The organism is candidate division WOR-3 bacterium, assembly GCA_016867815.1.
GTDB lineage: Bacteria > Hydrothermota > Tepidihabitantia > Tepidihabitantales > Tepidihabitantaceae > UBA2258.
The window spans coordinates 1-21,317 of record VGIR01000057.1; the positions used below are offsets into that span (position 1 = coordinate 1).

General features: G+C 63.6%; 17 protein-coding genes. 12 read left to right on the top strand and 5 right to left on the bottom strand.

The genetic code is table 11. The features are described from left to right. Positions 1-615: 615 nt before the first annotated feature. From FJY68_09380 to FJY68_09410, 7 genes are all read left to right on the top strand, one after another. Positions 616-903: a PqqD family protein gene (locus FJY68_09380; protein MBM3332043.1), complete on the top strand. Its 288-nt coding sequence runs from the start codon at positions 616-618 to the stop codon at positions 901-903. Beyond that, positions 903-1,187: a PqqD family protein gene (locus tag FJY68_09385; GenBank protein MBM3332044.1), complete on the top strand. Its 285-nt coding sequence runs from the start codon at positions 903-905 to the stop codon at positions 1,185-1,187. Before FJY68_09380 ends, FJY68_09385 begins: the two co-directional genes overlap by 1 nt. Then, positions 1,177-2,322, top strand: a complete 1,146-nt coding sequence (locus tag FJY68_09390) for a radical SAM protein (GenBank protein MBM3332045.1) — start codon at positions 1,177-1,179, stop codon at positions 2,320-2,322. Before FJY68_09385 ends, FJY68_09390 begins: the two co-directional genes overlap by 11 nt. A gap of 1 nt (position 2,323) precedes the next feature. After that, positions 2,324-3,514 (top strand): radical SAM protein, encoded by a 1,191-nt coding sequence (locus FJY68_09395; GenBank protein ID MBM3332046.1) that lies wholly within the window; start codon positions 2,324-2,326, stop codon positions 3,512-3,514. Between the two features lie 556 nt (positions 3,515-4,070). Continuing rightward, the gene (gene scmC, locus FJY68_09400) at positions 4,071-5,609 is read left to right on the top strand and encodes a SynChlorMet cassette protein ScmC (protein MBM3332047.1); all 1,539 of its coding nucleotides are present in this window, start codon (positions 4,071-4,073) and stop codon (positions 5,607-5,609) included. 20 nt (positions 5,610-5,629) lie between these two features. Beyond that, positions 5,630-6,886: a nucleotidyltransferase family protein gene (locus FJY68_09405; GenBank protein ID MBM3332048.1), complete on the top strand. Its 1,257-nt coding sequence runs from the start codon at positions 5,630-5,632 to the stop codon at positions 6,884-6,886. After that, entirely contained in the window at positions 6,883-8,712 is a 1,830-nt protein-coding gene (locus FJY68_09410) for an ABC transporter ATP-binding protein (GenBank protein MBM3332049.1), read from the top strand. The genes FJY68_09405 and FJY68_09410 overlap by 4 nt, the downstream gene beginning before the upstream one ends. A gap of 158 nt (positions 8,713-8,870) precedes the next feature. Here the strand turns inward: FJY68_09410 and FJY68_09415 are convergent, their stop codons facing one another. The 4 genes from FJY68_09415 to FJY68_09430 all read right to left on the bottom strand — a co-directional run bounded on the left by FJY68_09415 (position 8,871) and on the right by FJY68_09430 (position 15,174). After that, the gene (locus FJY68_09415) at positions 8,871-11,114 is read right to left on the bottom strand and encodes a polysaccharide biosynthesis tyrosine autokinase (GenBank protein MBM3332050.1); all 2,244 of its coding nucleotides are present in this window, start codon (positions 11,112-11,114) and stop codon (positions 8,871-8,873) included. Next, the gene (locus FJY68_09420; protein MBM3332051.1) at positions 11,111-11,668 is read right to left on the bottom strand and encodes a hypothetical protein; all 558 of its coding nucleotides are present in this window, start codon (positions 11,666-11,668) and stop codon (positions 11,111-11,113) included. The genes FJY68_09415 and FJY68_09420 overlap by 4 nt, the downstream gene beginning before the upstream one ends. Positions 11,669-11,805: 137 nt before the next feature. Beyond that, positions 11,806-13,134 (bottom strand): OmpA family protein, encoded by a 1,329-nt coding sequence (locus FJY68_09425; protein MBM3332052.1) that lies wholly within the window; start codon positions 13,132-13,134, stop codon positions 11,806-11,808. 30 nt (positions 13,135-13,164) lie between these two features. Then, the gene (locus FJY68_09430; GenBank protein MBM3332053.1) at positions 13,165-15,174 is read right to left on the bottom strand and encodes a polysaccharide biosynthesis protein; all 2,010 of its coding nucleotides are present in this window, start codon (positions 15,172-15,174) and stop codon (positions 13,165-13,167) included. A 217-nt stretch (positions 15,175-15,391) separates the two neighbouring features. Here FJY68_09430 and galE point away from each other — a divergent pair, with 217 nt between their 5' ends. From galE to rfbB, 5 genes are read left to right on the top strand one after another with little or no spacing between them, the layout of a single operon-like run. Beyond that, entirely contained in the window at positions 15,392-16,429 is a 1,038-nt protein-coding gene (galE, locus tag FJY68_09435; protein MBM3332054.1) for a UDP-glucose 4-epimerase GalE, read from the top strand. After that, positions 16,426-17,181, top strand: a complete 756-nt coding sequence (locus FJY68_09440; GenBank protein ID MBM3332055.1) for a spore coat protein — start codon at positions 16,426-16,428, stop codon at positions 17,179-17,181. Before galE ends, FJY68_09440 begins: the two co-directional genes overlap by 4 nt. Positions 17,182-17,188: 7 nt before the next feature. After that, on the top strand, positions 17,189-17,710 hold the full coding sequence (locus FJY68_09445) for a dTDP-4-dehydrorhamnose 3,5-epimerase (protein ID MBM3332056.1): 522 nt from the start codon (positions 17,189-17,191) through the stop codon (positions 17,708-17,710). Between the two features lie 2 nt (positions 17,711-17,712). Further along, entirely contained in the window at positions 17,713-19,083 is a 1,371-nt protein-coding gene (locus FJY68_09450; protein MBM3332057.1) for a hypothetical protein, read from the top strand. A 37-nt stretch (positions 19,084-19,120) separates the two neighbouring features. Continuing rightward, positions 19,121-20,215 carry a dTDP-glucose 4,6-dehydratase gene (gene rfbB / locus FJY68_09455; GenBank protein MBM3332058.1) on the top strand — a complete coding sequence of 365 codons (1,095 nt, stop codon included), beginning with the start codon at positions 19,121-19,123 and terminating at the stop codon, positions 20,213-20,215. 850 nt (positions 20,216-21,065) lie between these two features. Here rfbB and FJY68_09460 read toward each other — a convergent pair. Further along, a complete protein-coding gene (locus tag FJY68_09460; GenBank protein ID MBM3332059.1) occupies positions 21,066-21,317 on the bottom strand; it encodes a response regulator in 252 nt (83 codons plus the stop codon).

Here is a 21,317-nt window from a genome sequence, read left to right on the forward strand (position 1 = left end):
GCGCGATCATCACGAACTCAGCTCGAGCATGTTGCAGCCCGCGAGCCATCCAAGACATATGAACACCTCCACGTGTTACCTATGTCCTGATAATAACCTGTTACCTATCTCCTGAGCCCGCACCGGCCAGCCTTCGAAGAATCGTTCGAAGAAGCCATGAAGTAAGCCTTGGAATGAGCTTTGAGTCGAGCCTGCGGAAGGCCTCTGACGCGAGCCTTCAACGAAGCTGTGAGGCAAGCGAGGGGAGAAGCGTTGCGCCGAGTCTTGAAATGAGCGATACGCGAGGCGATGAAGCGAGGTCTGGAATGAGTGATGGGGGAAGCAATGCAGCAAGCACTCGAGTGAGCGTGCTACGGTATTCTCCAGCGACCTCGGTGACGAGCTTTCTGAAGGGTTTCGAGCGCAGTCTTGATCTACGAGTTTCCAGATCGCAGCTACCAATGGACAGCCTTGGCCGCTTCGCCGGACGGGCCACGCAGAGCTGCCGAGTCGCCGGGATTGTCTGACGAAAGCGGAAATCGGCCGCGGCCTACGGGCTGGGAGTACTCAACTCGCCCTTCCCTTTTGCGAAGCACCGAGTGCTCTTGTGGGTTCGCTTTGAGGCGGTGATTTCGCTTGCCCGGACCATGCTCCTCCGGTATACTCCATGTCATCCTAGAGGCCGATGGCTGGACGCTGCTGGTGAACCCGGACACCGCCGGAGCTATGGCTGTGAATCAGACCGGCGTTCTGATCTGGAGACTGATAGACGGTCGGCGCACGACCGGGGAGATTGCCGCCGCGATCCGCGACCGCTTCCCGGATGCGCCGGAGACCGTTGCCGAAGACGTTCGTGCACTTCTGACCAAGCTGGCCGAAGAGGGTTTCATCGGTCAGGAAATACCACTTGAGGGGGTACGCTGATGAATGAGAAGACCTATCGAGCGAACGAGGTCGTCTCCTGCGTTGACGAGGGCGAAGACGGTGCAATGCTCTACAACCCGGACAAGGACGAGACGGTCTTGCTGAATCCATCCGGCCGCGGGATCTGGGCGCTGCTGGCCGATCCCCTGACTCTCGAGGAGATCGCCCGCCAACTTGCAGCCGCCTATCCGGAGGTGACTCCGGAACAGGCGCTGAAGGACGCGGAGCAGTTCGTCCAGTCCCTGGTCCCCGGCTTCATCATCCCTTCACCCGATGAGCACTGAACTGCTGCCCATCCCTGACCTGACGGTGCCGCCGCTAGGAGTGCCGCGGGCGCCGCAGGATCTGGACCTTTGCATCACGGGTCGCTGTAACCTCAAATGCCGCTACTGCTTCTACGCCGACGAGATGGCTGCTTCGAGCGACATGCCGGCCGCACGCTGGCACGCCCTTTTCGAGGAACTGGGCAAGCTGGGAGTCAAGCGGGTCTGCCTGACCGGCGGCGAGGTTTTCACTCGCGCCGATGTCTTCGAATTGATTGACGGCGTCATCGCCAACAAGATGCGCTACCAGATACTCACGAACGGCACGCTCATTACCCCGGAGACAGTGAAGGCTTTCGCAGTCGGCAAACGCCGTCTGCGCCTCGACTCCATCCAGGTGTCGATTGACGGGTCGTGCGCTGAGATTCATGACCAGAGCCGCCCGCCCAGGAGCTTCGACCGTGCGCTTGTCGGGTTGCGGCTACTGAAAGCGGCCGACTTCCCGGTGACGGTGCGCGTGACCGTCAACCGGACCAACCTGATTGACCTGCCGAATATCGCTCGGCTGCTACTGGAAGACGTAGGCCTCGAGAGTTTCAGCACCAATGAGGCCGAGCAGATGGGCTCAGCGCGCTGCTATGGCGATAGCATGGTGCTAACCCCGGCCGAACGACGGCGGGCGATGGAGATACTGGCCGACCTGGATAAGAAGTACGAGGGCAGGATTAGCGCCAACGCGGGCCCGCTCGCAATGGCCCAGAGCTACGCGGAGATCGAAGAATCGCTTGCGCGCGGTCAAACGAGCCGGCCGGGGCGGGGCAAGCTCTGTGCCTGTGGCGGCGTCTTCGGGAAGATGGCGGTATTGCACGACGGCACCATGGTGCCGTGCAACATGCTGCCGACACTGACCATGGGCGTTTATGGAATGCACTCGCTGACTGAGGCGTGGCGGTCAAGTCCTGCGATAAACGCGGTGCGCTACCGCCGGGACATTCCGCTTGCCTCCCTGCCGGCGTGCCGGGGCTGTGCCTATATGGGATTCTGCACCGGCGGTTGTCCGGCGTCGGTGATGGCCCGGTCCGGACGGTTGCACGGGTGCGACCTAAACGGCTGCTATCGAATCTTCAAAGGAGAGGAACCCGACAGTGCCTTGTGACATGAGCGACGCGCCCAAGGTATCCACGTCGGTTCCTGACCTGCCTGCCGGCGTGCCCCCGCTGCGGACATTCTACATCTACCTGTCCGACAACTGCAACCTCCGTTGCCGCCACTGCTGGATTGTGCCCCGATTCACCAACGGGAAGCCGGACCCGGGTCGGTGTGTTGACGTTGACGCGCTGCTTGCGGCGGTGCGCGAGGCCAAGACCATTGGTTTGAGCACGGCCAAGCTGACCGGCGGCGAGCCGATGCTCCATCCCCGTTTCATGGAGGTCGTCGCTCGGCTGAAGGCTGAAGGACTTGACCTGATCATGGAAACGAACTGCACCCTCATGACCGCCGAGGCCGCCCGTTACCTCAAGGGCAAGCTCTCCTTCATTTCGATCAGCCTGGATGGGGCCGACGCCCGGACGCACGACGCGTTCCGTGGCGTGGAGGGTGCTTTCGACGCGGCACTGAAGGGACTCTCATACCTGGTGGACGCGGGGTTCAAGAACACGCAGGTCATCATGAGCGTGCACCGCGGCAACCGACACCAGGTCGAGGCGCTCGGACAGTTGGTCGCATCGCGCGGCGCGGCAACCGTAAAACTCAACCCGGTGACGCGGACCGGCCGAGGGGTCACGATGCACGAGCACGGCGAGGGCCTCGATTTCGACGACCAGATGGAATTGGCGCGCTACATTGACGACGATCTGGGTCAGCGCTCGCCGATCGGCGTCATTCTCACGATGCCCCCGGCGCTGTCGTCGCTCCGCAGGTTGGGACGCTCCGGCGGCTCCTGCGGGGACTGCGGCGTATGCGGGATTCTGGGCATTCTCGGTACGAACCAGTATGCCCTGTGCGGAATTGGTACGACCTGCCCCGAGTTCATCTACGGGCAACTGGGCAAAGACAGCGTTCGTGACATCTGGCTGACCAACCCGACGGTTCTCTATCTGCGCCGTGCCTTGGCAGACCCGGACAGCTTTCCGGGCACGTGCGCGCGGTGCATCTTCGCCCGCGCCTGCCGAACCGGCTGCGTGGCCGACAACTATGCGCGAAGCGGACAGCTGATTGCCCCCGACTGGATATGTGACGAGGCTTCTCGCCGCGGTCTTTTTCCATCCGCCCGGGCTCAGAGAAGGAGCACGGCAAAGGACGAACGAGGAAGGATGAAGGAGAAGGCGAAAGGGGAAATGGACAAGTGACGGCGAGCGAGTGAGTTCCGAGTGACGATTCGCCATTGGCGAATGATGGTTTGTGGATGATGAGCGACTGAGGACGGTGGTGTCGGAAGTTGGGGATCAAGTTGCAGACTACAGGATCGCGGACGCGGAGAGGGAACTGGCCGGAGTCATGCAGCTAGGAAAGCCGAGCTTGACAGCAGGATGTGGGTAAATACAATTACCCTGCTAATGGTCTCGAAAAAACGCGATAGCAGTGAACAAGGAGTGTGAGATGAAGAAGTACGAAGCCCCGCGAGCAGCCCGTTTGAGCGATGCCAAGACCGCGTCTTTGGAGTGCAAGGACGGACCGTCGGGCACAGCCGACATCTGCCAGAGCGGATTGGATCCAGTAGACTTCCGCCGCTGCAACCAGGGATCCGCGGTAACGTTCTAGGTCGTGACGCCCGGCGGCGGACTCATTGTACTGCCGCACGAGCTACCTAGGATACCAATCAAGTAGCGGACGGTATCTGCCCAGTGAATTGAGGACAGGCGACGGCGCCTGTCCTTTCGTTAGTGATTCCGTCTCATATTCCGCATGAACACAGGACTGAGACTAAATCTCGCCGATGGCCAGCAGTGGCGTATCCGCCCGGTTGACGAGCAGGCCGCGGCGATTGTTGCCGAATTGGGCACGGTCATGGGATTGAGTCCCGCCACCGGGTCGGGCAGGCCGGGCGACGGCGTCCGCGAGCTGTGCGTGGCCGTGTGCGGAGAGTCCGAGCGGCTGGACCTCGAAGCAAGTGGTGCGGTTGTGTGTCGCCTTGCCGCACCAACAAACCAGTGGACTAAGATAGACCAGATGCGGCGGGTCGCCTCCCAGATTGCGCGAGAGACAATGGCTCGTGGGGGACTGCTGTTCCACGGAGCCCTGGCCGAGCATCGCGGAAGCGGTTTCATCATGGCCGGGCCGCAGGATGTGGGCAAGAGCACGGCCAGCCGTCGCCTTCCCTCGCCCTGGCGTTCCCTCTGTGACGACATGACGCTGGTCGTGCCGGACGGCAGGGGTGGGTTCTGGGCTCATCCGTGGCCGACCTGGAGTCGCTTCCTCTACAATGGACCGGGCGGTTCCTGGGTCGTAGAGGACGCGAAACCTCTTCGGGCGATTTTCTTTCTCGATCAGGCGCCATTTGACCGGTTGGAACCCATCTATGGCACACATGCGACCGCCTTGACCCTGCAATCCGCCGAGGAACTCACTCGCGAGCTGTTGCTCCAGCTGACCGACGTTGAGTCGGCGCAGGTGCTCTGCGGTAAGGCACTCGGCGCAGCAAAGGGTCTGGCCACCGCAGTTCCGGTGTACTCGCTCAAAGTAAGCCTAGATGGCCGCTTTTGGGAGAAGATCGAGGACGTTCTGCCCGTCGGCGAACTCCCGAGGTCTGGCGAGGACAGCCGCTGCCGCGCCCCGATGTCTGTTGAGTCGTTCATGGCTGACGATACGTTGCGCGTAGTCTGCACCGGGACCAGCATGAGTCCCACGCTGGAGGAGCCCGATCTCCTTGAAGTGGAACCCTGTGGTACTGCGGCATTGCGTCCCGGCGACGTGGTATGCTTCAAGTCGCCGGGAACGGGAAAAACGATCGTGCACCGCGTGGTTTCCGTCGGTCCACGGTCAGGAGTTTTCGGCCATGCAACCGATGGGCGACCGAGGGGCGGTATCCGAACGCGCGGGGACAACAACCCGGTCGACGACGACGAGGTTCTCCAACCCGGGGACATTATTGGTCGCGTCAGGACAGCGCAACGCGGGGCGTATCGCTGGAGAGTCCGCGGTGGGCGGCTGGGTCTTGCGGTACTCCCGTGGACGCGCCTGCGCCGGCGCATCCGAAACAGCACCGGGCTTATCCCGCACACGCTGTACCATTTTCTCGCCGGCCTGGGTCCGTTCGACCGCATGCTCCCGGCAAGTCTTCGCCCAAGGCTGGTGCGTTTCCGCACCCGCCACCGGGCCTCTCTGAAACTGCTGATTGGCAGGCGTACGATCGGACACTACGACTTTCGTCGCAAGGAGTGGCACATCAGGCGGCCATTCCGCCTGCTAGTGGACGTGCAGGCCTTGCCTGAACAGAAACCCTAGGTCCGCAATCCCCAACCCGGATGGAGAATCCCCGCTCCGCGGCCGACCTGCTCCTCAGCTACCTGTCCGACCCAAGACCAAGGACCAGGAACCAGGAACCGGTGACTGACTGGAACGAGGTCGTCAGCACTGCTGCCTATCATGGCCTCGCTCCCCTGCTGTTCAGTCGCCTGAAGAAGAGCGAGGTGCAGGACTACGTTCCGGCAGATGCGTGGGAGCGGCTGCGGCAGGCATACTTCGCCAGCGCCAGTAGAAGCGGCCTCTTCTATCGCCGGCTCGTACCCGTGCTTCGCTGCCTGCGCGACTCCGGCATCCCGGTGATTGCCATGAAGGGAGTCTACCTCGCGGAGCAGGTCTACGGCAATCTCGCTCTCCGGCCAATGTGCGACGCCGACCTCATGGTCCCGAGAGCAGAACTGCCGAGAGCTATCGCAGCATTGTTTGACTCGGGCGGCGCCTATCAGCTGTCAGAACACTTCGACAAGTTCGACTGGGCAGTACATCACCACGCACGGCCACTCGTCGTTCGCGAATTGACCGTTGAGATTCACTGGACACTCGTCCCTCCAACCGGAGCGGTAAGAGTAGACACCGCCGGTCTCTGGGAGAGGGCTCGCCCGGTCACGATCGCCAGGGTAGAAGTGCTTGCCCTTTCCTCCGAAGACCTGATACTGCACCTCTGTCTGAGCCTGGGCCACCAGGGTTTCACCGGCCTGAAGCGCCTCTGTGATATGGCCGAGACCCTGCACCGCTTCCGTGGCGAGATCGACTGGGCTCGGGTCGTGAGCCTGGCTCACCGGTGGGGTGCATCCAAGTACGCCGGCTTGACGTTTCACTTGGCCAGAAACCTGTTGGGCGCAGCGGTGCCGGATGATGTCCTGGAGCAGTTAGTCCCCGGAGGACTTGACCGGCGCAAGCTGGAGACGGCTCAGGAGAGCATTGTCGCCCGGACCGACTGCCTCCGGTCGGGATCGATCATAGACCGGTGGGGCGCAATGTCTATGGGGGGCAAGGCTAGGCTCTCCTGGGAACGGGTCTTTCTCCCACGCGGGGAGATGGCGGTGGTTTATCCTGAGTCGCGAAAGGCAAAGCACCTCTGGCCCTACTACGCGCTGCGGCTGCGTGACGTTGTCCGTACCCTGCTCGCCCACTTGTTCCGGCGCGGGCTGCCCACGGCGCGGAGCGGCATGGAAGGTCGCAACGCCGCGCTCGCCAACTGGCTGGAAGACCGAATGACGGTCGGCGGTAAGCGCCGGACGATGAAAGAGCAACGATGAAGGAGAGTTCCCGCCCGAGGTTCGTGGATGCCGTCCAGCAAGGCCTGCGCCTGGACCGGGCGATTCGACTGGTCTGGACGAGCGCCCCAGGCTGGGCTACGTTGAATCTCCTCTTGGTCGTGGTCCAGGGTCTGTTGCCCCTTGCCGGGCTGTACCTGATGAAGAGGCTCATTGACGCGCTGCAGGCCGGCATTGCCGCGTCTGGCGGGTCCGCGTCCTTTCGGCCGGTGCTGGTCTGGGTCGTACTTGCCGCCGGGGTGGCTCTGCTCACGGCCCTCGCCCGTTCTCTGGCCGACGTGGCGGGACAGGCCCAGTCTCTGGTGCTTACCGACAAAGTGACCGACGTTCTACATAGCCAGTCGGTAGCGGTTGACCTTGAGTACTACGAGAATCCGCTCTACCACGACACACTGCAGCGAGCGCAGGGCGACGCCGCCCAACGTCCGGTGAGCATCGTCAACCGACTGGTGCAGATAGGCCAGAGCGCGATTTCTCTCGCCGGTATCGGAGGCCTGCTGTTCGCTTTCAACCCGCTGTTGGCCCTGGTTCTTGCCCTCGTGGCCCTGCCCGGCGCGCTGGTGCGGCTGGTGTATTCACGCCGGCTGTATCGCTTTGAGCAGGAGCAGACCAAGCAGGAACGGCGGGCGTGGTACTATCACTGGATGTTGACGCACTCCTACTTCGCCAAGGAGGTCCGGCTGTTCGACCTCGGGTCCCTGTTCCGGACCCGCTTCCGCGCCCTGCGGCAGCAACTGCGCGGAGGGAGGCTGGCGCTGACCAGGCGCCGCACTCTGGCTGGAGTGCTGGCCCAGTCGGTGGCCACGGTGGCCGTGTTCGGGGCTCTTGCCTACATCGCCTATCAGACCTTCAAAGGTACCGTCACCATCGGCAGCCTGGTGATGTACTACTCGGCTTTCCAGCTTGCGACCGGTTCGGTTTCGGCCATCCTCGGCGGTTTCGCCGGGCTGTACGAGGACAATCTCTTCCTCTCCAACTTCTACAAGTTCCTTGACCTGAAGCCCAGGGTAACGGCGCCGGTGAAGCCGCTGCCCTGTCCGTCGCGGATTGACAAGGGCATTGCGTTCAATGACGTCGGTTTCACCTATCCCGGGACTTCCCGCAAAGTACTGGAGGGGGTCAACCTGACCGTCGCGCCGGGGCAGGTGATTGCACTGGTCGGGGAGAACGGTTCGGGCAAGACCACGCTCGCCAAGCTCCTCTGCCGGCTGTACGACCCGGATTCGGGTGCGGTGACGGTTGACGGAGTTGACATCCGTCAGTTCGAACCGGCCAGATGGCGACGTCAGGTCAGCGTCGTTCTGCAGGACTACGTTCAGTATCAGCTACCGGTCTGGGAGAACATCTGGCTGGGCGATGCCGAGTCCGTGCCGGACCGCGAGAGGATCGTCGAGGCGGCCCGGCGCTCCGGCGTCGACCCGGTGATTCGCCGCCTTCCCCAGGGCTATGATACGCCGCTGGGCTGCTGGTTCGAGCACGGCCATGAATTGAGCGTGGGTGAGTGGCAGAAAGTGGCGCTGGCCCGGGCGTTTCTACGCGATTCGCAGATCGTGGTGCTTGATGAGCCCACCAGCTCTCTCGACCCCCTGGCCGAGGAGGAGCTGTTCAGACACTTCCGTCAGGCAATCCACGGCCGCGGTGCGGTCCTCATCAGCCACCGGTTCTCGACCGTCCAGATGGCCGACCACATCTACGTGCTGGACAAGGGCCGGGTAGTGGAACAGGGCACACACCGGCAGCTCCTGGAGACGGACGGGTTGTACGCCCGGCTCTACCTTGCCCAGGCCGCTCCCTATCATCGCAGCTAGAACCCGGATCGGGTCAGGCCGCAACCTGCAGGCGCCGGTACGAGAATAGCCGGAGTCGCGCTCCCGCGCCCCAGGTCCGTGAGTTGCCGGTTGTTTGCTGCCGCCTGCCGGCGGGACGGGTGGATTCCGGTCCCGGTCTCTTCACCTCGCCACTGGACTCAGCCCTGACCTTCTGGCGCCGCCCCCTCGTCCTCCGTCCCTTCCCTGGTCCGTACCCCGTTTGCTTTCTGCTGGCCGTGCCGGTAGTAGTGGTACTTGTAGTAATAGTAGTAGTAGCGGCCGTAGCGCCCCGTCCTCTTCACGTCGTTGACCACGAGGCCGGACAGATGCGCGCCGCCACTGAGCATGGCGGAGCCGGCGCGGTTGAGAGCGTCCAGCGTGGTCCGGTCGGCACGGACCACCATTATCGTGGTATCGGCCAGCGTGCCGATAATCGGCGTGTCGGCCGCGACCAGTACCGGCGCGGTGTCAATCACCACATAGTCGTACTCGGTTTCCAGCCGCTCCAGCAGGGCGCGGGTGGCGTTGAGCGTGAGCAGGTCGGCCGGGCTCGGCGGTATGGTACCGCAGGGCAGACAGGACAATCCGTCAAGGCCGGTCGGGAAAACGGCCTCGGCCGGGCTGACGTTCAGGACGACGAGGTCGGACAGACCCGGTTTCTTGCCGCGCTTGAACAGGGTGTGCAGTGCCGGGTGCCGCAGGTCTCCGTCAATCAGCAGGACGCGGGAGCCGGCCTGTGCCAGCACCGAAGCCAGGTTCACCGCCACGGTGGTCTTGCCTTCGCTCGGGCCGGGTGAAGTAACGGCAATCGTCCGCATCGGGCGTTCCGCGCTGGTGAACGCAAGGGCGGTGCGCAGCATGCGAAAAGCCTCGGCGCCCGATGACTCGAAATCGGTGTGGGTGATGAGGTGGGAAGTCACAGCCTCGTTCTGCTTCGTCCGGCGGCCGGCGAGTGAAAGCCGCGGTATGCTGCCGAGCACCGCGTACCCCCGGCGTTCCACTTCGTCCTGGCCGTGGATGGCGGTGTCGAGGTTTTCCGCCGCCACCACGGCGCCGACGGCCAGTACCAGGGCCAGGAGCAGCCCGGCCACAAGGCTCGACCGGACGTTCGGCCTGGTCTGGCGCGCCTGGCTGGCCCGGTCGATTATCCGCACCGAAGATATCCTTCCCACCTCCCGGATGCGCGCCTCCTCGTAGCGTTCGGACAGCAGCGAGTGGACCCGGCGACCGGTCTCCACGTCGCGGGTCAGCCGGGCCAGTTGTCGTTCGGCTTCCGGCAGGCGTTCGAGCTGGGTGTCGAAGCCGGCCAGGGCGTTCGCCAGCGCTGCCTGCCGCGCCTGGGACGAGGCCAGCCCGGTATTGAGGGTCAGGGCCGACTCGAGCAGGTCGTTCAAGTGTCCGGCCGGGTCGACAAACCCCTGCCTGGTGATGAGCTTCTGCGATTCGGTGCGGAGGCGCGCCCGGGTGCTGTCTATCTGGCGGTCCAGTACCTTGATCCGCTCCGAGTTGGGAGCGAAGCCGCGGATGAGGAGGTTGGTCTTGTCGACCTCGATCTGGTTCAGCGTGCCTTTCAGCTCGGCCACCAGCGGCGACGAGATGGCGTCGACGTCGGCCATGCTCTTTCCCTCCTCGGCGATCCGGCCCTGGACGAACGAAAGCTGGGCCTGGTTACCCTTGGCCTCGGTGAGTGTCCGCTGGTACTCGGCGGCGAGGTCGGACTGCCTCTCAATCATGGCCCGTGTCGCCTCGTCGATGCTTGTGAGCTTGTGGGCGGTCTTGAACTGGGCGAGGTCCTGTTCGGACGAATCGAGCCTGCTCCCGACCACGGCGAGCTGGTTTTCGACAAACTGCCGGATGGCCGAAACGTCGAGCCGGCTGAGTCCGAGGTCGTACTGCTCGTAGGCATCGGCGTAGGCGTTGGCGACCGAAACGGCGGCGGCGCGGGTGGGGGCGGAGGCGATGACCTCGATGATCTCGGCGTTGCGCACCGGCCGGGCCGCGACCGCGGAGCCGGAGGGCAGTGCCGAATCGGGCAGGCGTTTGGCCACACTCTCGGCCAGGCTCCGGCTCTGCAGGAGCTCGACGATGTTGGCGGTGTTCGGCCCGCTCGGCCAGAAGACGGTTCCCTCCTTGCCGAAGAGGCTGCCCTGGTTGTTGTCAGTGACCAGGATAGTCGTCCGGGCTTGAAAGACCGGGGTGGTCTTGACAATGGACAGCGTGATCATTGCCAGGACCCCGAGGAATACGCCCAGGGCCAGCCATTTCCGGCGGGTGGCCGCTTCCAGGTAGTCCTGGATTATCGTTCTGGAGTCGGTCGCCGGCGGGCCGCCCTGCAGGTCCTCATGCCGGAGTCCGGAACCGGCGTCCGCGGCCCGGCCGCCGGCATCGGGTCCCGGGTTCACGGTTGTACCTGCCTGGAAAGTATCACGGCCGTCATGGCCAGGGTGGCGACTGACGCGACCGTGGTCACGGCGTCAAGCACGTAGCGCAGGGAGTACCAGGGTGAGTTCGGGACCAGCACTACGTCTCCGGGCGAGAGCGGGATGACCTGCCCGGCTGCGAGCACCTTCTTGACGTCGATCCTCTTCTGCTTCTGGGTGGTCGCCTCGAACAGGACCAGGCGCCTCACGTCCGCGTGTTCGGTCGGGCCCCCGGCCGCGGAAAGCAGTTCCAGCAGGTCGGGGCTGCCGCCGAGGACGTATGCCCCGGGAGTCCGCACCTGACCCCAGACGTAGTACTTGAAGACCGGGGCCCGGGATCCGGCGGCTGGTTGAGCCGCAACCGGGACGGCGAGTGCCGTCAGTCCGAGGCAGACCAGCGCCGCCACGCCGCGACCGAGGAGCCGGAGCTTGCTTCCCAGGCATGAAGATACCGGGAGCAGGGATGAAGCGAAACGGGATGAAACCGGAGAGGCGGAACCGGGAAAGACGGACCGCAGGTGTTCGTGATTTGTCATTCCGTCTTCATCCTCTCCGCGGCATGCCTGGTGTCGTGCTGTTCAACATTCGTCCTCTCCGCCTTCTGCAATCGGCATTCTGACTGCGCTCTTCCGGTGTCCGTCACTCAGTCCCTCGGTCCCTTTCCTGCTCTCCGCTAGTACTTCCACTTGAACTCGCAGCGGCGGTCAAGGTGGTAGTCGGCCGTGTCGGTGTAGGGGGGATTTGCCTCCCCGAAGCTCTCCGCCGTCAGCAGCGCGGCATCGACTCCGAGCCCGACCAGGTATGCCTGGGCCGCCTCGGCGCGCCGCATCCCCAGGCCGACGTTGTACATCTCGGACGCGAGCGGACAGCAGTGACCTTCTATCAGCACGTCGGCCTTGAGTCCGGCCCTGGCCTTGGCGAGAATCGCCTCGGCATTGCGTTTCAGGATCTCGGCGTCTCCCGGACGGATGACGGACTGGTCGAGGTCGAAGTAGATGGGCAGGAGCTCGAACTTCCTTTCGCTCGGAGCCGGCCCGACCGGCACCTCGATAGGTCCCGGCGGCGGCGGCACCGGCTCGGGCGGCGGCGGGCACTCGCGGCGCCGGAACAGCCCGGCCAGCCCGGACAGGTCGTTGAACTGGTAGCTTGCTCCGACAAAGAGCCGCCCGAATCGTTCGTCTCCTTCGCTGAAAACCAAGCCCTCCATTTTGGTCCAGGCTGCCGTTGCGGTAAAGGAGCCGAAATTGGCCTTGACTCCGGCATTCAGGTCGCGGGTGCTCGCCTCGGCCACGAGCGCGACGTGAGGCAGCACGTAGATTTCCGCCCCGCCGAAGAGAGCGACCGCCCACTGATGATACCCGCCCAGCAAGAAGTCCGAGTTGAAGTACTTGCTGTGGATGGAGTACCCGACAAAGCGCCCGCGTCCCAGTCCAATGTTCAGCCGGGCAAACCTGGTCACCGGCAGGCTCGCTACCGCAAACGCGGAGAAGCTCTCATATGTCCTGACGTTCGTCTTGGACGAGTCTGTGTACTTCGTGTCCGGCCAGGCATCTGCCGTGTCGTGACCTACGGGTGAAACGTAGCCGTTGAGTCCGACGTCATAGACCCCCACTGCCAGGCCGAACCGGTCCGGCTCGCCGCCCAGTATCCGGTACTTCGCCTCCAGCACGTAATCGGAGAACGTGTAGGCAGTCAGGGCGAAGTCGAGGCGCTTGATGGGCGAGAAGCGGATATTGACGTTGGCCTCCGGGTAGTTCACGTTCTGGCTTGTCTGCACCAGCGGATAGGTCATGTCGGCGGCGAGCGCCAGCGCACCCGGAGGGAGCACATCTGCCGTCGGTGTCTCGTAGAGCAATGTCGGGCTGTTGAACTGCCTGCTCGTGGCGGCCGCGGCCCGGCCGACCCACGCCGGCGCGGCGACTAGCGCCAGCGCGGCAATGGCGCAGAGCAGAACCGGTCGCCGGTCTCTTCTGAATCCCGTCCTCGGACTACCAACTACCATGATTCCTCCCTCTTAATGGCCGAACCTCTTCTATTTGCGTACTTCCACAGTTTCCCGGGCTCTGCGCGGCACAGCCTGCGCCATCGGCGGATACTCGGACCGGCCCGAGGCGGTGGGATGACCGTTCAGGCAGGTCTCATCCGGGCGGTAGCTGCCGACCTGGCGCGTAATCTCGGCGCGGATCTGCCCGGCATCGCCGCTGCGGACAGCTTCCTCCAGCCGTCGCAGGTTGTCGAGCATCCCCGCATAGTCATGCGTCCGGGAGATGCGGGCCCGGTAGATGCGCTGGTTCACGGTCGCGGTCGTGCCTTCCTCGGCGGTCAGGAGTTCCTCGAAGAGCTTCTCTCCCGGGCGCCGGCCGGTGAAGACGATGGGGATGTCAAGTCCCGGCCGCAACCCGGCGTGGCGAATCATGGTCTCCGCCAGGTCCTTGATCCGCACCGGTCTGCCCATGTCGAGCACGAATACCTCTCCGCCCTGTCCCAGCGCCACTGCCTGCATGACCAGCAGGACCGCCTCGCTGGTGAGCATCACGTAGCGCTTCATCTCCGGGTCGGTGACGGTGACCGGCTCGCGCCGGACGATGGCGTCGCGGAAGATGGTGGTGACGCTTCCCCGGCTGTCGAGCACGTTGCCGAACCGGACCGCGAGGAAGCGGACGCCGCCGCTGTTGTTCATCGCCGTTGCCAGGGTCTCGCCGATGCGCTTGCTCGCCCCCATCACGCTGCTGGGGTTGACCGCTTTGTCGGTGGAAATGTAGACGAAACTCTCGGTCCCGTGTTCCACCGCGGCGCGGGCCACCAGGTGGCTGCCGTGGACGTTCACGCGCACCGCCTCGGCCGGGTGGAATTCGAGAATCGGGACGTGCTTGTACGCGGCGGCATGGAATACTATGTCCGGTCGGGTCTGCCCGAACGCGCGGGCGACGTCCGCTTCGCGGGTGATGTCGCCGAGGAAAGGTATCACGCGCAGTTGGGGGTGGCTCGCCCGCAGGTCTCTCTCCACGTAGAAGAGGTTCGAGTCGTCGCGCTCGAACAGCACCAGTTTTGAGGGATCGAAACGGGCCAGTTGGCGGCAGAGTTCCGACCCTATCGAACCACCGGCTCCGGTGACCATGATGCACTTGTTGCCGAAGACCTGCTCCATCTCGCCTGGGTCCACCTTCACCGGTTGCTGGCCGGTCAGTTCGTGGATGGTGAGGCGTTCCATCGCGCCGATGTCGGCCCGGTCGTCAATCAGGTCCGCCATGGATGGGATCAGCCTTACCTCCAGCCCCAACTCGTAGAGCCGCTGACAGAACTCGCCGATGGCGAACGTCGGGTCGGAGCTCAGGAATACGAAGGCGGTTTCGACGCGATGCCGGGCCACGACCTGTTCTACGTCTTCAAAGGTGCCCAGCACGGGCAGGCCCTGGCTGACCGTATTCCGATTGTGTAGTTCCGGGTCGATGAAACCCAGGAGCCGGTAGTTGAAGTGCGGTATCCTCCGCAGCGTTTCGAGCATGAAGTAGCCCCGGTGCGAGCACATCACCAGCAGCGCCCGCTTGCCTGATTTCGGGAGGACCACTTCGCCGTAGAAGCGCCGGCTGCCCCGGACCGCGATAACCCCGCAGGCGCTCAACAACCCCCAGGTGACGGCCGTCCACGGCGTCAGGCCGGCGAAGGCCCTGGCCCCGGAAAGGAGTCCGAGCAGAAGCGCGGTTGCCAGGCTCGGGGACATGACGCGGGGAACGTCAACTATGGAGAAGGTTAACCACTTCAGCTTGTAGCTTGAAAAGAGAAACCCGAGCGTGAGCTGGCAGAAGAGCGCCACCGCCGCGAACGGCAGCACGCCGTGGGTGTAGTACTTGAGACCGGAGTCGACGTGCCGGATTACGGCGACGTGACTCAGCACGCTGGCGCCGATGACCACGCCCGCGTCGGTGACGATGTAGAAGAGCGTGCGCTTCCACGTCTCCGGCTTGAGCAGTGAACAAAACCAGCCTGCGGTTTCGGGCGCTCCGGTGCCCTTCGCCCCGCCGGCATCCTTGTGCAGGTTCACAACTGCGCATTCTACCCGCTCCAAATCCTGTGTCAAGTGTCGTCTTCCGCGCTCCCAAACCCGACATTGAACCGCCAGGCCGCCAGGACCGCATACCGCATGCTGTATACCGTATACAGGCCGGCACTCTCTCTGCCTTTGTGGCAAGTCCCTGTGTCGGTTTCAGGCCTTCCCGCATCCCTTGATTCCCTTCGCCCTGCCGCTAACATACGGCTCTATGGCCAAGGTGCTCGTCACCGGCGGCTGTGGCTACATCGGCAGCCACACACTCGTCGAACTCCTCTCCGCCGGACACGAGCCGGTCTCAATTGACGACAACTCGCGTTCAAGTGAAAGCGTCCTGGACGGCGTCGAGCGAATCACCGGGAGGCGGGTCAGGAACTGCCGGGTTGACCTGCGCGGCGGCGCTTTGACCGGCGACGTCTTCCGTGAGCACCGCGACGCCGTCGCCGTCATCCACTTTGCCGCCTACAAGACAGTGCCCGAGTCGGTAGCGAAGCCGCTGCTCTACTATGACAACAACGTCAATTCCCTGCTCAACGTGCTCCGGAGCACCGACGAATCCGGCATCCCTGGTTTCATCTTCTCTTCTTCCTGCTCGGTCTACGGCAACTCGCGGCAGTTGCCGGTTACGGAAGAGACGCCCTTCGGCGAGGCCGAATGCCCGTACGCCCGGACCAAGCAGATAGGGGAGCAGGTCATCTCGGACTTCGCGCGGGTGAGCCGGACGGGATTCGTTTCGCTCCGCTACTTCAACCCGGTCGGCGCGCACCTATCCGGTGAGATCGGCGAGGTGCCCTATGGGGAGCCCGACAACCTGGTGCCCAGGATCACCCGGACAGCCGTGGGCGAGCTGCCGGAGTTGGTGGTCCACGGCCAGGACTACGATACGCGGGACGGCACCTGTATCCGCGACTACGTCCACGTCTCCGACATCGCCCGGGCCCACGTGCTCGCAATCGAATACCTGACGAAGTCGCCAATCGCCGATAGCCATTCGCCAATCGCGATGAACCTCGGTTCCGGGACCGGAACCACGGTCCTGGAAGCAATCACCGCCTTTGAGCGGGCGACGGGCAGCAAACTGAACTACCGGGTCGGGCCAAGGCGTCCGGGCGACGCCTCGGCGGTCTTCTCCGACAATCGCAAGGCCGGGGAGATTCTCGCTTGGCGGCCGGAACTCGGGATAGGAGAGATGATGAGTACAGCATGGCGGTGGCAGCAGAGGCTTTCGGGTCGTAGAGGCAGGCCATGAAAGGCATTGTCCTTGCCGGCGGCCTGGGCACCAGGATGCTGCCCCTGACGCGGATAACCAACAAGCATCTCCTTCCGGTTTTCGACCAGCCCATGGTCTACTACCCCATCCGCAAACTGGTGCAGGCCGGAATTCAGGACATCATGATTGTCACCGGGGGCAGCAGCGCCGGTGACTTCCTGCGCCTTTTGCGCAACGGTAAGGACTTCGGGCTGCAGCGCCTCCACTACGTCTACCAGGAAGGCGAAGGCGGGATTGCCGAGGCCCTCGGTTTGGCCCGGGGTTTCGCCGAGGACGACCGGATCGTGGTCATCCTGGGGGACAACATCTTCGAGGACGACATCTCGCCCTTCGTCAGGTCGTTCGCCGCCCAGCGCGAAGGCGCGAGGATTCTGCTCAAGGCAGTTGACGACCCGAACCGGTTCGGCGTGGCCGAACTGAGCGGCGACCGGGTCGTCGGAATCGAGGAGAAGCCGGCCCGCCCGAAGTCGAACCTCGCCGTTACCGGGATTTACATGTATGACGCGTCCGTTTTCGAGGTAATCGAGTCCTGCAAGCCGTCGGCGAGGGGAGAACTCGAGATAACCGATGTGAACAACGCCTACATCCGGAAGGGAACGATGTCCTTCGACCTGCTCAAGGGCTGGTGGACCGATGCCGGGACTTTCGAGTCGCTCTGCCGCGCCACGATGCTGGTGCGTGCCGGCAAAGTCGAGTCCAAGGTTGAGGTGGGGCCAAAGTCCACGGGCTAGGGACGATATGCCGCAGGAGAGGATAACAGCCCCAGCCTCGACCTCAGCCTCTTCCTTCCCCGGAGTGCGGGTCGAGCTGCTTGCCCCGGCGACCGACTCGCGCGGGTGGCTGGTGGAGCTCTTTCGCACGGACGTTCTGGAGGCAGCCGGGTTGGGAGCGGCTCGGCCGGTGATGGCCTACCTGTCGATGACCCGGCCGGGCGTCGCGCGCGGGCCGCACGAGCACGCGGACCAGACTGATTTCTTCGCCTTCACCGGGCCGGCGGATTTCGAGGTGACTATCTGGGACAACCGGACCGGATCGCCGACATTCGGCCGGCGTGAGACGCTCGTGTTGGGTGCGAGCCGGCCGGCCACGCTTATCGTACCCCCGGGTGTGGTCCATGCCTATCGCAACATCGGCAAGACCGAAGGCTGGGTGCTCAACTTCCCTAACCGGCTGTACAGGGGGGAGGGCCGGCAGGAACCCGTGGACGAAACCCGCCACGAGGACGACCCGGCAGGCCGGTTCAGGCTGGAAGAGAGCTGAAGGTGGCTGCCGCGGGCAGGTCTGGTCTCAGGGGCGCGTTCTCATTCATCTTCGTCTGGGTGGTTCTGTTCCTGGGGTTCTCGAATGTCTGGACGGCAGTCGGCAAAGAAGTTTTCCAGGGGCAACTCCGTCACAGCGATGCCCGCGTCGTTGCCCGGCTGGTCCGGTCCCGCCAGAGCGGCCTGCTCTCCGAGGGAGGATTCCTCGGATACGGGAAAACAGTCGACGTTTCTCTCAGTCCGGAGCGGCTGTTCGCTCTCCAGTACCAGGCCTACGTGAACCAGGATAGTTTCAGCTCTTACTACCCGTACATGTCTCAGAATGCGGGCCAGGGATTCTTCTTCGCCGTTCTCGACCGCATCCTGGCCCTGCCGTCGGACGTCAAACTGCGCCTCTTCTCCGCGCTTACGGCGCTGCTCTCCTCGGCCGCTATCGCCGCCATCACGCTCTGGTTTGCCCGGGAGCTGGGCGTCACGGCCGGGCTGTTCGTCCTCGGCTCCGTCATCTTCTCGCAGTGGCTGACGGTCTTCGGTCACAGCCTCTTCTGGTCTCTCTGGGCCTTCTATCTTCCGATGCTGGCAATGACCTTCTCTCTTGAGCGTAGCAAGGGTGGTGGACTCCCCGGCCTCTCAGTCCTGGTGTTTCTCTCGGTCCTGCTGAAATGCCTGTTCAACGGATACGAGTTCATCACTACCACTCTCGTCATGATGCTCGTCCCCCTGGTCTACTACACCTTCGCTGCAGGGTGGGGCGGAAGAACGGCGTTGAAGCTTGGTCTCGTGGCCGCAGCCTCGGCCGGGGCGGCGGTGCTCGCAAGCGCCGTGCTGCTCTGCCTCCAGTTCTCCGTCGCCGACGGAGGATTCGACGATGGAGTCCGGCATATCCTGTACTGCCTGGCAAAGCGGACGTACGGCAACCCGGCAGCCTTCCTCGGCGACAACGCCGCCGGCCTACGAGCAGGCCTGATTCCCGTACTCCTGCAGTACATCACCGGCATCTACTTCGACGGCCGCAGCTTCCTCAACGCGCCGGACACCCGTGCGGCCTGGCTGTTGCTGAACGTCCGGTACCTGCACCTGGTTGTCGCGGCCCTGGCGGCCTCGGTTTTCGTCTATGTCGCGGGTCGCCGGACCGGGCCGGGCGGGCTCCGGCGGAAGGAGAGCGCCTTGCTGCCGGCCACATGGTTTTCGCTCCTGGCCCCGCTCTCCTGGTTCGTGGTCTTCAAGGCGCACGCAGCCCTGCACCTGCACCTGGACTTCATCGTCTGGCAGATGCCCTTCACCCTCTACGCGGCCGCCCTGTGCGGGGTCGCCGCAAGAACCTTGATTCGGCCAGTTCTGCATCGTTCCGACACGTCAGTCCCCTGCGGTTAATGGCGCACCGACTGACAATTGTGAAAGGACTATACTGATGCGACTACTAGTCACCGGCGGCTGCGGGTTCATAGGTTCGAACTTCGTCCGGAACCGGCTGGAGAAGACCGGAGATACGGTCGTCAACCTGGACGCGCTCACCTATGCCGGCAACCGGGCGAACCTGCAGGTGTTCGAGGCCGACTCCCGGTACCGTTTCGTCCACGGCCGCATCGAGGACCCGGCCGCGGTGAAGCAGGCGATTGCCGGCGTCGAGGCCGTGGTCCATTTCGCCGCGGAGAGCCACGTGGACCGTTCGATTGACGATGCGGCGCCGTTCATCAATACCAACGTACTCGGCACGCAGGTGATGCTTGACGCTGCCCGCCGGGCCGGCGTCAGGCGCTTCGTCCACGTTTCGACCGACGAAGTCTACGGAGCGCTCGGCCGGGAGGGCAGGTTCACGGAAGAGACGCCCCTGCATCCCCGCTCACCCTATGCTGCGTCCAAGGCGGCCGGCGACCTGCTGGCGCAGGCATACTGGGAGACCCATCACCTGCCGGTGATGGTGGTGCGCCCGTCGAACAACTACGGCCCGTACCAGTTCCCGGAGAAACTGATACCGGTCATGGTAACGAACCTCGTCGAAGGCCGAAAGGTCCCGGTCTATGGCCGGGGCGAGAACGTCCGTGACTGGCTGCACGTGGAGGACTGCTGCCGGGGAATCGAGATCGTGCTCGACCGCGGGCAACCGGGCGAGGCCTACAACATCGGCGGCGAATCGGAGCGGCACAACATCGATGTCGTCAGGCAGGTCGTCAGCCTGATGGGGCTGGCGGAACAGGCTGAGGCCAAGGTACAGGTTAAGGCAGGAGGGGAGACTTCGGTTCCAGCCTCCACCTCCACCTCAACCTGCTCTGACTCCTGGCTCGAATTCGTACCGGATCGGCCGGGCCACGACTTCCGCTACGCGCTCGACAACACGAAGATCCGGCGCGAACTCAACTGGCGGCCCGAGACGAAGTTCGAGGACGGCCTGAGCCGGACCGTGGACTGGTATCGCGGGCATCCCGACTGGTGGCGGCCGCTCAAAGAGCGGCTGTCGCGCGAGAGCCGGGGATTCTGGACGAACCTCTCGCCGACCCAAGGCTAGGAACCAGGAACCATCTCGAGTCCCTACTCCCGAGTAGCCTGCGCTCTACCCCAAGGGGTTTCTGGAACGCTGCCGCGTCTGCCCGACTATCAATCTCTGTCTCCGGTGTCCGGCGCGATGGACAAGCTGGTCGAATACTTCTGCCGGGTCGCGCATGCAAGGACAGAGGTGCTGGGGCACGAGCAAGGCAGCGGACGGGAGACTGAAGACGAGAGGATGAGGAAGAGGTCAAGGTCTAGGTCAAGGCTGAAACCCAGGTTGAGGCAAGAGTTGATGTCGAGAAGGAGGAGTTAGCATGGAAGGAATGGACAAGAGAGAGTGGAGTACACCCATGCTGAGGGTCCTTGTGAGGTTGCGAGCCGAAGAAGTTGTTCTCACTGGCTGCAAGTACGTGACAGGCACAGGACCAGGTGTGGTCTTCGGCGACTGCTGTACAGTTTCTTGCTCTTGTCCTTGTCTAGGACATCGCTGTTCACGAACCCAACTACCGTTAGGTACGTGAATGACGGAGAGCTGAACGAAGGGCCAACGTGGCTTGGCAGTTCATTGCGGAACGTCAGCCTGACGCGGAAAAAGGAGGCGCTGATCTCGCCGCCGTTGGCGACGCGTACCTTCCGCTTCTCCAGCGGGCGTTCGTGTCGAAGTCCCAAGGCCCCTCTTACCTCTGAGGCAAAGACGCAGCAAGAGGCCCCGGAGTCAACGAGCGCCTGGAACGGAAACGGCCCCTTCCCAAGTTGAGACTGAAGATCTACCCAGACAAGTGGCATGATATTGTAGGGGGGATTCTCCCGCGTCGACTTGTAGTAGCCGTTGATAGGCTCCACGAGCCCTGATGCCATCGTGGAGCGTACTAGGCCGGTACGTGCACGTACCCGATGTCGCTATGCCCTGATTTCTTCGCGGCGTCTATCACATTACGCAGCAGGTGTCCCTTGGTGACGACAACCCTGTTCGTGCGGTCGACTGCGACCCACAAGCCAGCGTTGGTGCCGAATCCCGATATCATCACTACCGGCAGGGCAGGCTTGCGTTTCTTGACTTCCTCGAGCACGGTCAGGCCATCTATGTCCGGCAACTGATAGTCGAGCAGGACCAGGCTCAA